Annotated in this window: 13 protein-coding genes; 8 read left to right on the plus strand and 5 right to left on the minus strand. The window is 65.3% G+C overall.

Going from position 1 to position 14,786, the window contains the following annotated elements; genetic code table 11:
- Positions 1 to 19: 19 nt before the first annotated feature.
- Positions 20 to 886 carry an alpha/beta fold hydrolase gene (locus tag G6N36_RS15190; protein WP_163687207.1) on the minus strand — a complete coding sequence of 289 codons (867 nt, stop codon included), beginning with the start codon at positions 884 to 886 and terminating at the stop codon, positions 20 to 22.
- Between G6N36_RS15190 and G6N36_RS15195 the strand changes: the two genes are divergently transcribed.
- Entirely contained in the window at positions 885 to 2,798 is a 1,914-nt protein-coding gene (locus G6N36_RS15195) for a propionyl-CoA synthetase (RefSeq protein WP_163687208.1), read from the plus strand. The two genes, G6N36_RS15190 and G6N36_RS15195, sit on opposite strands and share 2 nt — an antisense overlap.
- Before the next feature lies 1 nt (position 2,799).
- On the opposite strand, the gene G6N36_RS15200 is transcribed toward G6N36_RS15195, so the two are convergent.
- Positions 2,800 to 3,270 carry a DUF2867 domain-containing protein gene (locus tag G6N36_RS15200; protein WP_163687209.1) on the minus strand — a complete coding sequence of 157 codons (471 nt, stop codon included), beginning with the start codon at positions 3,268 to 3,270 and terminating at the stop codon, positions 2,800 to 2,802.
- 36 nt (positions 3,271 to 3,306) lie between these two features.
- Here G6N36_RS15200 and G6N36_RS15205 point away from each other — a divergent pair, with 36 nt between their 5' ends.
- Positions 3,307 to 3,921 (plus strand): TetR/AcrR family transcriptional regulator, encoded by a 615-nt coding sequence (locus G6N36_RS15205; RefSeq protein WP_163687210.1) that lies wholly within the window; start codon positions 3,307 to 3,309, stop codon positions 3,919 to 3,921.
- Between the two features lie 7 nt (positions 3,922 to 3,928).
- Here the strand turns inward: G6N36_RS15205 and G6N36_RS15210 are convergent, their stop codons facing one another.
- From G6N36_RS15210 to gnd, 3 genes are read right to left on the minus strand one after another with little or no spacing between them, the layout of a single operon-like run.
- Complete coding sequence (locus G6N36_RS15210; protein WP_163687211.1) at positions 3,929 to 4,732, minus strand: PaaX family transcriptional regulator C-terminal domain-containing protein; 804 nt, start codon at positions 4,730 to 4,732, stop codon at positions 3,929 to 3,931.
- Positions 4,733 to 6,124 (minus strand): glucose-6-phosphate dehydrogenase, encoded by a 1,392-nt coding sequence (gene zwf, locus G6N36_RS15215; RefSeq protein WP_163687212.1) that lies wholly within the window; start codon positions 6,122 to 6,124, stop codon positions 4,733 to 4,735.
- 5 nt (positions 6,125 to 6,129) lie between these two features.
- Entirely contained in the window at positions 6,130 to 7,143 is a 1,014-nt protein-coding gene (gnd, locus tag G6N36_RS15220; RefSeq protein ID WP_179964938.1) for a phosphogluconate dehydrogenase (NAD(+)-dependent, decarboxylating), read from the minus strand.
- A gap of 109 nt (positions 7,144 to 7,252) precedes the next feature.
- Here gnd and G6N36_RS15225 point away from each other — a divergent pair, with 109 nt between their 5' ends.
- The 6 genes from G6N36_RS15225 to G6N36_RS15250 are packed head-to-tail and all read left to right on the plus strand — an operon-like array spanning position 7,253 to position 14,702.
- Positions 7,253 to 8,416, plus strand: a complete 1,164-nt coding sequence (locus G6N36_RS15225; protein ID WP_163687214.1) for an aromatic ring-hydroxylating oxygenase subunit alpha — start codon at positions 7,253 to 7,255, stop codon at positions 8,414 to 8,416.
- Entirely contained in the window at positions 8,413 to 8,778 is a 366-nt protein-coding gene (locus tag G6N36_RS15230; protein WP_235690065.1) for an enoyl-CoA hydratase-related protein, read from the plus strand. The genes G6N36_RS15225 and G6N36_RS15230 overlap by 4 nt, the downstream gene beginning before the upstream one ends.
- Positions 8,779 to 8,828: 50 nt before the next feature.
- A complete protein-coding gene (locus tag G6N36_RS15235) occupies positions 8,829 to 10,277 on the plus strand; it encodes a site-specific integrase (protein ID WP_163687215.1) in 1,449 nt (482 codons plus the stop codon).
- Complete coding sequence (locus G6N36_RS15240; RefSeq protein ID WP_235690066.1) at positions 10,274 to 12,151, plus strand: hypothetical protein; 1,878 nt, start codon at positions 10,274 to 10,276, stop codon at positions 12,149 to 12,151. Before G6N36_RS15235 ends, G6N36_RS15240 begins: the two co-directional genes overlap by 4 nt.
- Positions 12,148 to 14,283: a hypothetical protein gene (locus G6N36_RS15245; protein ID WP_163687216.1), complete on the plus strand. Its 2,136-nt coding sequence runs from the start codon at positions 12,148 to 12,150 to the stop codon at positions 14,281 to 14,283. Before G6N36_RS15240 ends, G6N36_RS15245 begins: the two co-directional genes overlap by 4 nt.
- The gene (locus G6N36_RS15250; RefSeq protein ID WP_163687217.1) at positions 14,280 to 14,702 is read left to right on the plus strand and encodes a hypothetical protein; all 423 of its coding nucleotides are present in this window, start codon (positions 14,280 to 14,282) and stop codon (positions 14,700 to 14,702) included. The genes G6N36_RS15245 and G6N36_RS15250 overlap by 4 nt, the downstream gene beginning before the upstream one ends.
- Positions 14,703 to 14,786 lie beyond the last annotated feature (84 nt).

The raw sequence follows: 14,786 nt of genomic DNA on the forward strand, positions 1-14,786 counted from the left end.
CTACCCGGCCACGGCGACGTCAAACGCCAGCCGTCTCCTCCGCCAGGGCGATCAGCTTCTTGCGGACCAGGTCGGGACGCTCGTCGACGACGAAGTGGGTGGCATCGACCGTCTCCAGCGTGTAGTCGTCGGCATTGGCGGTTTCCGGCGACACCATGGACGAGGTGACCGCACGATCGCGAGTTCCGAACAGCACACGGATCGGCACCGTCGCCCGGCGGGTCTCGGGATTCCTTGCACTGTGCGGTATTTCACGGGTCAGGAACGTGCGGTAGGTGTCTCTGCCCGCCCGCGCGCACACGGGGTCACGGAACCGATCGGCGAACAGTCGCTTCGTCTCGGGATCCATATCGGACCCGATGGCGAGGATCACCTTCTCCACGTATTTCGTGCGTTGTTGCACGAAGACGCCGAAGGTCGCCAGCGGTATCTGGTAGTCGAACCGCCAGATGTGCGGCAGCACCGTCTTCGGCGATTGCCAGGGATGGGCCATATTCATCGCCAGATATCCGTCGAAGCGATCGGGTTCCCGCAGGATCATGCGGTAACCGACATATGCCCCCCAGTCGTGACCGACGAGCAGGACGCGGGGCAAACGCAGCGCGTCGAGCAGGGCAAGCACGTCGGTGGCCACGTCCTCCTTGGCCCAGCGGTGCGGCGGCGGACCGGACCAGCCGTATCCGGGCAGGTCGGGCGCGATGATCCGCAGGCCGGGCGGCGGATCGGCCAGCAGGTCGCGCCATTCGTAGTGGTGCTGCGGCCATCCGTGCAACGCGACGACGGGACGGCCGTCCGGCGGACCAGCCTCGGTGACGTGAAAGTTCACTCCGTTTGCGTCGACGAACGACCGGCGCACACCTTCGATCCTCGGCGGTTCGGCAGTCATGAATCCGACTCTAGAGAACCCGTCGCGCGCTACGGTGCGGGATATGGCCGGGTATCGCGAACTCTTCGAAGCCAGCATCTCCGATCCTGCGACTTTCTGGGCGGACGCCGCTAGAGCCGTCACCTGGACCCGCGAGCCGCAGCAGATTCTCGACGACTCGAATCCGCCGTTCTACCGGTGGTTTCCCGATGCCGAGATGAATACATGCGCCAACGCGTTGGACCGTCACGCCGGGAGCGGCCGCGCCGACCAGCCGGCGCTGATCTACGACTCCCCAGTGACAGGGTCGAAGCGCACTTACACCTACGGCGAGCTACTCGACAAGACCGCGCGATTCGCCGGTGCGCTGCGAGCACTCGGGGTGGGCAAGGGCGACCGCGTCGTGATCTACATGCCGATGATCCCCGAAGCGGTGATCGCGATGCTGGCGTGCGCTCGCCTTGGCGCGGTGCACTCGGTGGTGTTCGGCGGGTTCGCGGCCCACGAGTTGGCTACCCGCATCGACGATGCGCAACCGACCGTCGTCGTGTCCGCGTCCTGCGGCATCGAACCGACCCGGACAGTCGAGTACAAACCCATGCTCGATGCCGCACTTGAGATGTCTGAGCACCCACCCCGCAACTGCGTGATCGTGCAGCGCGACGGTCACCGCTGCGAGCTGACACCGGACCGCGACATCGATTGGCAGGACCTCACCGGCGCAGATCCTGTCGATCCGGTGCCGGTCGCCGCCACCGATCCGCTGTACGTGCTTTATACGTCGGGTACGACCGGCAAGCCCAAGGGCATCGTCCGTGACAACGGCGGACACGCGGTGGCCCTGTTGTGGAGCATGCGCAATATCTACGACATCGCGCCGGGGGAGGTCTTCTGGGCGGCGTCCGACGTCGGCTGGGTGGTGGGCCACTCCTACATCGTGTACGGGCCGCTCATGCTCGGTGCGACGACCGTCCTCTACGAGGGCAAGCCGATCGGCACGCCCGACCCGGGCGCGTTCTGGCGGGTTGCGTCGGAACACGGTGTGAAGGCGCTGTTTTCGGCGCCGACCGCGCTACGGGCCATCCGCAAGGAGGATCCCGACGGCGCACACATCGACCGCTACGACCTGTCCGGTATGAAATATCTGTTCCAGGCCGGCGAGCGTCTCGATCCCGATACCTATGCGTGGGCATCGGAGAAGCTGGGCATGCCCGTCGTCGACCACTGGTGGCAGACCGAAACCGGGTGGGCGATCGCCGCCAACCCGATGGGTCTGGAATCCATGCCGATCAAGCCAGGCTCGCCGACAGTTCCGATGCCGGGCTACAACGTGCGCATCCTTCACGTCGACGGCTCCGCTTGTGACCCCGGCGAGGAGGGCGCGATCTGCATCCGATTACCGCTACCGCCGGGCACCCTGCCGACACTGTGGGGCGACGACGACCGCTACGAAGCGTCCTATCTCTGCGAGCACCCCGGCTACTACCTCACCGGCGACGGCGGCTATCTCGACGAGGATGGCTATCTGTTTGTGATGGGGCGCATCGACGATGTGATCAACGTTGCCGGACACCGCTTGTCGACGGGTTCGATCGAAGCCGTGCTGGCCACGCACCCTGCGGTCGCCGAGTGCGCGGTGATCGGCGTCGCCGACGAGATCAAGGGCCAGGTGCCCCGCGGATTCGTCGTTCTCAAGGCCGGTGCGTCGGCCGACCGGGTTGCCGAGGAGCTGATCGATGCGGTGCGTGAAAACATCGGCGCGGTCGCCTGTTTCAAGCTCGTCGATGTCGTCACGGCGCTGCCCAAGACCCGCTCCGGCAAGATACTTCGCAAGACGATGCGCGGTATCGCCGACGGCCGCGACGAGCCGGTGCCGTCGACCATCGAGGATCCCGCGGTGCTAGAGGCGTTGAAACCCGTTCTGAAGGAGTGACTCAGCGCGGTGTGGCCGACAGTTCCATCAGTTGCGGTGCGGCCCGCCGATGGATGGGGCCGGCAAACGCCCAGATGACCCGCGCCAGCGGTTGCCGGTAGCGCACGAACGTCGTCAACCTCATGGTGACCGGATCGGCCCGGCGCATCACCATGGTGCCCGCCATCACCGGCCCGTCGGCCTCGAGGCGGCACTGGTCCGGCTCCGACGTCACCACGCGCCAGCCCATCACGTGATCGGCAGCCGACGGGGGCCCCAGCCGGAACCCCAGTAAATGCCGGTGCGCCATGAGTAGAGCCGAGAACCGTGACGGTGCAACTCTCGACAGCCCGGTGCGCATGACCTCCTCGGCGGTGCGGGTGTCGGCCTCGTCGACGGTAACCTCGAAGGCGTCGGCGTAATCCGACAGCGGAGCCGGCGATTCAGTCACCTCACATCGGCGGGCACTGAGCCGGTCGGTTTGGAGTGTCATGGTGGAACCTCCTCGCAGGCACTGTAACATACATACATGTCTGTTTCTAGATCGCCGGGGAAGAGCAGCAGCCGCCGCACCCAGGCCGAGCGTCGCGCCGCCACCCGCTCCGCGCTCATCGAGTCTGCGGCACAGGGAATTTCGCGCTACGGGTACGGCAACCTGGTTCTCGAACAGGTGGCCGGCGACGCCGGATATACGCGCGGCGCGCTGTATCACCTGTTCAACGGCAAGGAGGACCTCGCGATGGCGGTCGTCGAGTGGGTGGCGGCGGCCTGGGAGGAGCAGGTGTGGCAGCCGGCCGCCGACCGTGGTGGACCCGTCGACGTCCTGATCGCGCTTGCCCGCGGGCACATCGTCTTCTGCCGCCAGGACATTCCCCGCGTGATGATGGCGCTGCGCGTCGAGTTCGCGGGCCGCGACCATCCGGTCGGCAAGGCCGTCTCCGAGATCGGTAAGGATCTGGTGCGACGATTCGGCGCACTGATCACCGCGGGGCGTCGCAACGGCGCCATACCGGACGGGCCGCCGGCCCGAACGCTGGCTGCCGGACTGATCGCCGCACTCGAGGGTCTTGCGATCGGCGTGGCCGGAATGCCGGGCGACGAGGTCATCGCCGAGCGGATGGTGCGGGGCGTCCTGGGAGTGTAGGCCGTGCCTACGCCGTGGGCCCTGCCCGCATTAGTTGGCGTTTGAACACCTCGTCGAACTGGCGGTATGTGCTGCGCAATTCGTGGCCCGGCCAGTCCTTGGCCTCCAATTCGGCGGGCAGCAGCGGGTCGAGTTGCAGATGCCGGACGACGGTGATCGACAGCGCGAACTGATAGATGAAGTCGTCGGTTTGGAGCGCTTCGACATCGAGCTCGTCGCGCATGGCCACCGTCAGCCGTCGGGCATCTGACGTCCAATCATCAAGATTGAAAAGGGATCTCACGGTCGCGGCCGGGATGTCGGTGGCAGCACCGTGAAAGTGCACGCATTGGCGGTCCAGCACAGCGCGCAGCGTCGGCAACCGCTTGGGATCCAGGTTGTCCGGGCGGATCCAGACACCTTCGCGCAACTCGGCGAGGTGCAGCCCCGCCGCGGCCTTGCGCAGCGCGAGCCGATCACCCGCAGAACGACGGTCCAGCGAGACCACCGCCAACTCCCAGGTGCCGTCCCACGGTGACGCGCTGTCGTCGTAGCGGGCGGCTTCGTCGACCCGTTGCCGACGCTCGAGCAACGGCCCGGCCAGCGCATAGATCCCGTCGTCGCCGGTCAGCTCACCGTTGGACACCATGCGCCACAGGCAGGTACGGGTGGCGCCGTCACTGATACCGAACAGCGAAGCGATCCCGACGAGCTCGCCAACCGTGAGGTGCGGTTCGTCGGCGCCGAGGAGCGCCGTCGCCAGGACGGACCTGGCGCTCAGGGTGCGGTCGCCGATCAGGTCGACGACTCGTGCGCGAGAGGCTGTCCGCACCTAGGACTCCAGCCAGGGCTCGCGCCAACTGGGGTATCCGGCAACGAGTTTGGACACCGACGGCGGCCCCCACGATCCGACTACGTAGGTCTGCAGTTCGGGGGGCGATTCGATCAGCGGCTGGACGATGCGCCAGGTCTCCTCGACACCGTCTTCACGGGCGAATTGGGCGGAGTCGCCGCGCATGGCGTCGGACAGCAGCCGCTCGTAGGGTTCGGGCGCCTCACCGAGTTCCTTGGCGAACGTCAACGACAGATCGACGCATCGGGTGGTGTTCGCACCGGGCTCCTTGGCCTGGATGATCAGGTCGGTACCCGGGTTGGGATCGATCCGCAGCACCAGCTGGTTGGGATCGGGCCGTTCCGGCATGACGGCAAGCTTGGGCGGACGCTTGAAGAACACCCGAATCTCGGTGGCCCGCACCGGAAGTGCCTTTCCGGCGCGGATGAAGAACGGCACCCCGGCCCATCGCCAGTTGTCGATCTCGAGCTTGAGCGCGGCGAACGTCTCGGTTTGGGAGTCCGGTCGCACCCCCTTGATCGACCGGTATCCGTCGTACTGGCCCCGGATGTAGTGCGCCGGATCGATCGACGGGATCGCACGAAAAACCTCCGCTCGCTTATCGCGCAGCCCGTCGGCACCCGCGCAACTCGGCGGCTCGGAGGCGAACAGTCCGATCAGCTGAAGCAGGTGGTTCTGCACCACGTCACGCAGGGCGCCGACCGGATCGTAGAAGCTGCCACGATCCTCCACGCCGAAGTTCTCGGCCATGGTGATCTGCACGCATTGGATGCGGTCGCGATTCCACAGCGGCTCGAACACCGAATTGGCGAACCGCAGGAACATGATGTCCATCGCCGGTTCCTTGCCGAGGAAGTGATCGATGCGAAAGATCTGCCACTCCTCGAGCACGCTGCGAAGTTGGGCGTTCAGGGCACGGGCCGACTCCAGGTCGTGGCCGAACGGCTTCTCCACCACAACTCGGGCCCGATCCGTGAGGTTGGCGTGCGCCAGGCCTTCGACGACCATGCCGAACAGCGACGGCGGGATCTCGAGATAGAACACCGGCGTGTGCTTGCCCTTGATGGCCCGGGCCACCTTTTCATAGGTGTTCGCGTCGGCGAAGTCGCCCGACACCATCGAAAGGCGTTGCGCGAAACGGGTGAAAACCTCCTCGTCGATGGTTTCGCCCGCGGTCTCGATCGAACTTCGCGCATGATCGCGCAGCGTCGCCTCGGACCATTCGTCCAGCGCGACACCGACGATCGGGCAGTCCAACAACTTGCGCCGTTCGAGCCGGTACAGCGACCGGAAGGTCATCTTTCTGGCGAGGTCTCCGGTGATGCCGAAGATCACCAGTACGTCCGCGGGGGTGGTCACGGGTGACGTCATGATGTCTAGTTCTTCTTCTCGGCGTGGCCGCCGAATTCACTGCGCATGGCCGACAGGAGCTTGTCGGTGAACTCGCCGAGGTCACGCGAGGAGAACCGTTCGAACAGCGACGTGGTGATCACCGGGGCGGGGACCCCCTCGTCCACCGCGGCCAGCACCGTCCAGCGGCCCTCGCCGGAATCCGAAACCCGGCCGGTGAAGTCGTCGAGTTGGGGTGAACGAGCGAGCGCATCAGCGGTGAGATCGACCAGCCACGAGCCGACCACCGATCCGCGACGCCAGACTTCGGCGACCTCACCGACGTCGATCGAGTACTGGTAGGCCCACGGATCACGCAGTGGGGTGGTTTCCGCGTCGACCGCGCGGTCGACCTTGCCCGCGTCGGCGTGCTTGATGATGCTCAGGCCCTCGGCGATGGCGGCCATCATCCCGTACTCCACCCCGTTGTGCACCATCTTCACGAAATGCCCTGCGCCGCTTGGCCCGCAATGCAGATAGCCGTTTTGCGCTGTGCCGTCGGTGCGGGTACGGCTGGGAGTCGGCTCGGCGCTGCCCTCCCCCGGCGCGATGGTCTTGAAGATCGGATCGAGCCGCGACACCACTTCCTTCTCGCCGCCGATCATCAGGCTGTAGCCACGCTCGAGACCCCACACCCCGCCGCTGGTTCCGCAGTCGACGTAATGGATGTTCTTGGTCAGCAGGCTCTTGGCGCGGGTGATGTCGTCGCGGTAATAGGAGTTGCCGCCGTCGATCACCGCGTCGCCGGGTTCCAAGAGATCCACCAGCTGCTCCAGGGTGGCGTCCACCACCGCGGCGGGCAACATCAGCCACACCGCGCGCGGGGTCTCGAGCTTCTGGACGAAATCGCTCAGCGAGTCCGCACCCGTGGCGCCCTCACCGGCAAGCTGGGACACCGCGTCGGCGTTCATGTCGTAGACCACGCACCGGTGCCCGTCGCGCATGAGCCGTCGCACCAAATTGGCACCCATCCGGCCGAGCCCGACCATTCCCAGTTGCATTGGCGAATCCGTGGCCATGTTTCTCCTAGTGATCGTGGTCTCCCACGATGTTAACGCTATCTCACGATCTGATTGACACGTAGCACTATGAGTGTGATACTCCCGTGGTATGGCCACTCCGACACGGGCGTCGGTCGCCGACGATGTCACCGTCGTCCGCCGCATCCTGGCGCATATCGACGCGGGCACGACCGACGAAGGTGACGCCTGGCGCGAGCCCGTCGAAAATTATGTGAACCCAACCAGATTCGCCGAAGAACTCGAGATGCTGCGCTCCTACCCGAGCGTCTATCTGCCCTCGGCAGCGCTACCCAAACCGGGCGACCATGTCGCACGCGTCAGCTTCGGTGTACCGCTGTTCGCGGTGCGCGGCCGCGACGGCACGGCGCGGGTGTTCCGCAACTCGTGTCGGCACCGGGGCATGGCGCTCGTCGAAGGGCCTGGCTGTGGGCAGGCACTGATATGCCGCTATCACGGCTGGACCTACCGTCTCGATGGCGCGCTGTCGCACGTGCCCCACGCCGATGCCTTTCCCGGCCTGGATGTGTCCGCCCGCGGACTGGTCGAGGTCGAGAGCCGAGAGGTCGACGGATTGATCGTGATCGGCCCGCTGGGGACACCGCACCCACAGGCGGACACCGCGATGGCGGCCTTGGCCGACGGCAGCCCGTGGCGGGACAAGTTGGTGCACTCGACGCGGCTCGTCGCGGTGCGGCCGGCGTTGCGCGCGATGAACTGGAAGGTCCTCGTCGAGCAGTTCCTCGAGGGCTACCACATTCGCACCACCCACAAGGACACCTTCTACCCGATCCAGTACGACGACCTCAACGTCGTCGAATCGTTCGGGCCGAACACCCGAGTCACGTTCCCCTACAAGAACATCGAACGCCTGCGTGACCGTCCCGAGTCGGCGTGGGAGGTCGGGCATCGGGTGACGTACGTATACCACCTGTTCCCCAACGTCATGGTGGCGACGTTCCCGAACCAGGTGCTGGTGATCACGATCGACCCGATCGACATCGACCACACCACAGTCACGATCTACGCCATGGTCACCCCGGAAGTGATGCAGCGGGCCTCGAAGGACCCCGTGGCCTCCCAGGACGCGCGAAACCTGCTGAACGAAGGCGGCATCGAGGACAACGACATGTCGGAAGGCGTACAACTGGGCCTGCACGCCGGGGCCAACACGTTCGTCGAGTTCGGCACCCACGAAAGCGCGATCGGCCTCTTCCACGCCACGCTCGACGACCGGTTGGCGAAAATGCGATGACCACCTACGAGCACCTGCTCTACGAACAACGCGGTCCGGTCACCGTCATCACCATCAACCGGCCGGAGCGCATGAATGCCATTGGCCCCCAGACTCATCGCGAGCTCGTCGACGCGTGGGAGCGCTTCCGCACAGACGACGACGCCCTCGTCGGCGTCCTCACCGGCGCGGGCGACACCGCGTTCTGCGCGGGCGGTGACCTCAAGGCCGCACAGGCCGGCGAGCTGCCGGTCGACGCGAGCCCCGACGACGGGGTCCTCGGCCCGTCGCGCTGGACCCACATCTACAAACCCACGATCGCCGCGGTCAACGGCGTCGCCTATGCCGGCGGTCTGGAGTGGGCGTGCTGGTCTGTTCTATAGCCAGGCCAACTGTTGTGGTTCAATGATCCAAACCACGATGGGAGCGGCGCATGACTGCTGGTGGTTGGTGCGTGCATCGGTTCGACTTGCAGCGGTCATGGGATGCGCTTCTCGACGGGGTGGTAGAGCACGAGTCTGACGTGGGCGCATGGACACGACGGCTGGGTGTGCGGCATGGTCAGCGGTTCTTATTGAACCCCAAGGGGTTTCCCGATATTCGGGTGAATTCCTTTCTGGCGTCAGCGAGGATGCGGAACTTGGCCGAGACTACGCAGCGTGATTATGCGCATTCGTTGGCGTTGTGGTTGAACTTCTTGGAGACCCGCGGCACGCCGTGGTGGGATGCTTCGATCGAGGACGCTGAGGAGTTCCAGTTTTGGCGACTGACCGACCCGGCCAACGCGAAAACGGTCGGGACGTCGGCGTTTTCTAAAGATGTGGCGGCCTGCAAGAAGTTCTACCGGTGGTCCTCGGCGCGGTTTGAGGCGGTGGTGGATGTGTTCGATCAGGTGGCCTTTCCGAGCGCCAAACGGGAAGCGGGCGTGAAATGGTTAGACCTGGCTGCGATCACCCGCTGGCGCGATGTGGGTGTGCGGGGCAGGACCCTTACGGGTCGTCGTGATCGGACGTGGAAGGGCCGAAATGAGCAGCGCGACAGCGCTTTTGTCGACGGCCTTTACGGTACCGGGCTGCGGCTGAGCGAGTGGGCCAGTGTCGTGCTGCCCGAGCTGGGAGTACTTCAGTCCGGCCGCAGCTTCTATACATGCCATCTTGCCGACGCTTGCGCAAAGGGCGGCTACGGCCACCCGTATTGGATGCCGCGGGTCGCGTTGAGTTCGGTGTGGGCCTACGTGGAAGGTGCGCGGGCTCGGGCGGTGCGCGCGGCGCAGGCTGTCGGCCGTTATGACGATGTGGTGGGACTGACTGTCGTTGGTGAGGACGTCGACGGCTTGTCGGTGTGGCTACCCGATGAGACTGGTGACAGGGTGCGCCGACGGTGGAACGTGCTCGGTCCCGGGATGCGGCGCAGGCTCTTTCGGCGCACCGCGTCGGGTGTGGAGCCATTGATGTTGTGGCTGAACGAGGATGGCATGCCGCGCCAGGCGCATGCCTGGCATCACACCTTCGACGCCGGCAACCGGCGCATCGCCGCACTGGGTTTACGTGACTTCAGCTGCACACCTCACATGTGCCGGCATTCCTTTGCGTTGAAATGGTTTTCGATCGCCAAACTGGTGAACTCGGCACGTATGGGCCACTTGAGTGCGCAGGAAGCTCAGGACTTTCGCGCCCAGTTCGGCGATACCTGGCATCTGGTGCAGACCATGCTGGGACATGCGCGGGTGGAGACGACGAAAAACGTGTACTTGGAGCCGTTCCGCCAACTCGACGTCGAAACCCTGCTGGCCCACGCGGAGGGATTCCCGGTCGCGGAGTTCATGGCCCAAGCCTTCGCCGGGCACCCCAAGGTGGTCAGTGACCCGGCAGCGGTCCGGTGAGCCGGCGGGGACGGTCCGCGGCGTTACCCAAGACCGGGGCCCCGACGGATCGCGGACTGCTCCCGGGAACGCTGATCGTTCGCTGCTTTGCCCAAAAGGGCAGCGCGGTACACGATTTCGACTTCTCTCAATTGGCGGCCGCTCCTGATATTCAACGCGGGCTGGCGATCGCGTTCGCGCACCGCACCGCCCCCGGCGCCGGGTTGAATGCGCTGGAGTCGATGCGGTCCAGTTTTCGCGTGGCCCGGCAGTTCACGCAGTACCTCGCGACCGTGTCGTGCCCCCCGGTGACGTTGAGCGACGTCACCGGCGACCACATCGACGGGTTCCAGGCCTACCGCAAGCACGCCCCCCATATGCCGATGGAGCTGGGCACCCTCAAGACTCTGTTGCTGCGTGCCGCGGACTTGCCCGAGGCGTTGACAGCCAAGCTTCACGAAGCCAATCCGCGCTATGTTTCCGGCGCTGACCCGAAGACGAGTTACAGCCGCGCGGAGTTCAAACGCATCAGCGATGCCGCTCGGGCGGATCTGCGCACCGCCGCTGCACGGATTCGCGCCAACCGCGCATTACTGGGGCGCTACCGCGCCGGCGAGGTGGCCGATCCGGATCGGCGGTTGGAACTGCTGGACTTCGTCGACCGCCACGGCGATGTCCCGCGCAATGACTCCAAGTCAAATCCAGGAACCCACAACATCGAGTCCTGGGTGCAACGCGGCCGATTCGGCGGGGTTATGGAGATCGTCAGTTGGCTGCATCTGACCAGTCTGGAGGCGACCGCGGCGGCGACCCTATTGGCGGTGATGACCGGTGAAAATATCAGTGTCATCCTTGATGCGCCAGCAGCGCATCACCGCGCCGACGGACACGCTGGCGGGGCGGCCACAGCGATCCTGGACACCTGCAAACCGCGCCGGGGCAAGCGCGCCTACATGAATCTTGCGCTGACCGAGGTGCCCGACTGGATTAGCATTCCCGAACGCCCCGAGCAGCTCTCATTTCGAGACGAGCTGCACACGCCCTTCGGTGCCTACGCCCTGATACACGAGTTGACCGCTGGCTCGCGCGAGGTCACCGGCAGCGATCGGCTGCTGATCGGGTATCACCCGGCCGGCGGGCACCGTGGGTGGCCCCGCGGGCTGCGAATTCCACGGGGACCCTACTGTTTTCGCGCCTGGGCCGCCCTACATAACCTTCCGTCAGACCAGGTTGACGCGTCGGGGTCGCGGCGGTTGGATGTGCTGCCGGGCCGGATCAGGCTCACCTACCTGGAGCTGCACCAAAAACCGGTCGCGCACACCGAAACCACGCTGGTGAACGACTACCTGGGACGCAACCGGGGCAATTTCGCCGCCTACCGCGAGGTGGTCGCCGCTGCCCTGGGCGAGCAGGTCGATAAGGCCCGCGCCCGCGGTGTTATGGACGTGGTGTCGAAGGCTGAGGTCGAGCGGGCTTCCACCGACGCGGAGGCGATCGCCGCGAAGCATCAGGTAGATGCCGCGACCCTGCAACGCATGCTGGACGGCGAGCTCGATACCGTCATGAACGCCTGCGTCGACAACGGCAACAGTCCGCATGGACCGGCCGGTCAACCGTGTCGGGCCTCGTTTATGACGTGTTTGGACTGCCCGTGCGCGCGGGCGTTGCCCCACCACCTGCCCATTCAGGTGCTGGTGCATGACCGGTTGGAGGCTGGCAAGGCGCAGATGTCCCCGGTGACCTGGGCGCACCGCTTCGCCCTGCCGCACGCCCAACTGACCGATCTGCTGTCGCGACATGATCCGATCGATGTGGCCGATGCCCGCGCAGTCGCCACGGATACCGACCGGGCGTTGGTGACGCGGTTTGTCAATCGTGAACTGGATCTGCGGTGAGCGCTGTTGCGTCGGCCGACTATTGGCCGGAAGGCCCACCGGCGGGGGTGGAATGGCCGGAGTCCGACACGCTGGTGTTGCTACGCCGTGAGCTGGCGCCGGGAGCCGAAGCGGCCACGCTGTGCTTTTTTGGTCAGGATCGCTGGGGGCTGAGTGAGGCGGTCTTCGAGCAACACGAAACTGCGGTCAGTGTGAACTTCACGGCGATCCCCGAACCGCTGCGGATGGCGGCCAAACACTATGTGTGGCAACTGATTAACCACGACGCTCCGACGCCGCTGTATCGGGTGACCACCGAGAGGGCCGCAATCAGGACCATCCTGACGGGGTGGCCGGCGTTCAAAGAGTTCCTGCTCTGGCTGCACGGCCACCAGGTCACGCAGTTCTCGCAGGTTACCCACGAACTTCTGGATGACTACCTCAGTCACGTTGGCGCCCGAGACATCACACTGGAGGCGAAGTTCCGCCGAGCCGTCGAGGTGCGGCGGCTGTGGTGTTATCGCAGCATCCTTCCCGAGCCGATGCGGCTGCCGGTGTTGCCGCCGTGGGGCGGGGATCCGGCCGGAGAGCTGTTCGGCCGCGTCCGGGGGCAACGCGAAAACCGCACGCCACGTATCGGCGAGGCGACGATGCAGGCGCTGCTGTCATGGTCGCTGCGGTTCGTGGAGCACTTCGCAGAGGACATTTTGGCCGCCCACACCGAATACCTCTGGTTGAAAAGCCGCACGCCGGAAGGGCGGCGACGGCGGGGACCGGTCCCCCATCGCCCCCCGCACGGGACTGTCGAGCAGGAGGTCTGTTCCTACCTCACACATCTGCGCCACAGCGGTGGTTCACTGCCTGGCAAGCGCGGCGCCGACGGGCACATCCAGGTGGATTGGCGCCACGTTGGCAAGATCCTGGACCGCGCGTTTACGCCCAAGACAGCCGATCTCGCCGTGGGGCGGTTGCTGCTGGCGTCAGGGCTGCCGATCGCCGATGACGCCTATCTCGACACCCCGATCACCGCGGACCTCGATGGCCGCCCATGGCACGATGGGCCGATTCCCTATCAGCAAGCCAGTTTCCTTGCCCGGCAGCTGAGCACTGCGTGCGTGGTGGTCATCGCCTATTTGTCGGGGGCCCGGCCCGGTGAGGTGCTGAACCTACGTCGGGGATGCATTGAGCACGACATCGACACGGATATGTGGCTCATGTCGGGGGTTTACTTCAAGAATGCGGTGGATGGGAACGGAAACAAAATCCCGGCCGGTGCGCGACGCCGTGACCCGTGGATTGTCGTGAAACCGGTGGCCGACGCCGTGACGGTGCTGGAGAGGTTGCATGCTCAAGAGTTGTTGTTTCCGGCCAAGATTGAACCGTATCGGCATCGGCCCGGACGTGTCACACGGAGTGGGCAGGCCCGAACCGACACCGGTGATGATCTGGGCGTGTTCGTCGGCTGGGTCAACGACTACTGCGCACGGCGTGGACTGCCTACGATCCCACCAGATCCTCGTGGCCGGCTGAACATTTCGCGGTTCCGGCGCACCCTGGCGTGGTTCATTCGGCGCCGCCCGCGCGGTTTGGTCGCCGGCGCGATCCAATACGGCCACGTGCATACTCGGCTGATTCAGGGCTACGCCGGCGACTACAATTCGGGGTTCCCCGACGAATACGCCTTCGAAGACTTCCTGGCGCGGCTGGATGAGCTGGCCGCTGACGAGCGCGCCTTGGCCGCCGGCGAGCATGTGTCGGGCCCAGCCGCGGATACGTACCGCAGTCGGATAGGTGCAGCCACGGCGCAGTTCGCCGGCCATGTGCTGACCACCGGCAAGCAAGCTCGCGACCTGCTGGGCAACCCTCTTCTGCAGATCTTTCACGGCGAGGGTATGACATGCGTCTTTGAACCCGCCCGGGCGCTATGCCAAATCCGGGGCAGCGCCAGTGATCCGATGGTCACTCCCGACATCGACGACTGCCGACCACGTTGCCGCAACATCGCGCACACCGACCGCGACGTCGTCACGATCCGCGCCCGCCGCGATGATCTCAAGGAGATCGTCAACGACACACTGGCGCCGCCGATCAGGCGCCACCGCGAGCAACAGGAACTAAACCGGCTCAACATCATCTTGGAGAAGCATCAGTGAAAAACCCTGCTGCACAGGATGACCCGATCCGGAACCAGATAGCCGCCGCCATGGACCGGTTGCTCGCCGGTGAGCCGCTGCGCTCCACGGGACGCCTGAGCATTTCACAACTAGCTATCGAGGCCGGCGTGGCCCGCTGGCACCTCACCCACCAGCACACCGACCTCAAGGAGCTGTTCCAAGCGAAAGTCAGCAACGCCGACGGCGCACCAGCGGCCTTCGCACGCCGACTCAACGAGTACGAGAAACTCAAAGCCGATCACACAAAACTACTGGCGCACTGCGCCGAAATCGAAGAACGCCTGCAGATGTATGCCAGCGTGATCAACCTGCTCGCACTAGAAAAGCGCGCCGATTCAGGCAGGGCCGTGGTCACCGACATCAGAACACGTCGCGTGCCTACGATTCCCGGGGAATGAACCCTGGCGGAGCAGGCCGTGGTCAACTGTGATGTTCAGAACACTCGACCGCTGGTCCCGTCCAGCCTTCCCATCCCAGGGGTT

It is taken from the genome of Mycolicibacterium gadium, from assembly GCF_010728925.1.
GTDB classification, from domain to species: domain Bacteria; phylum Actinomycetota; class Actinomycetes; order Mycobacteriales; family Mycobacteriaceae; genus Mycobacterium; species Mycobacterium gadium.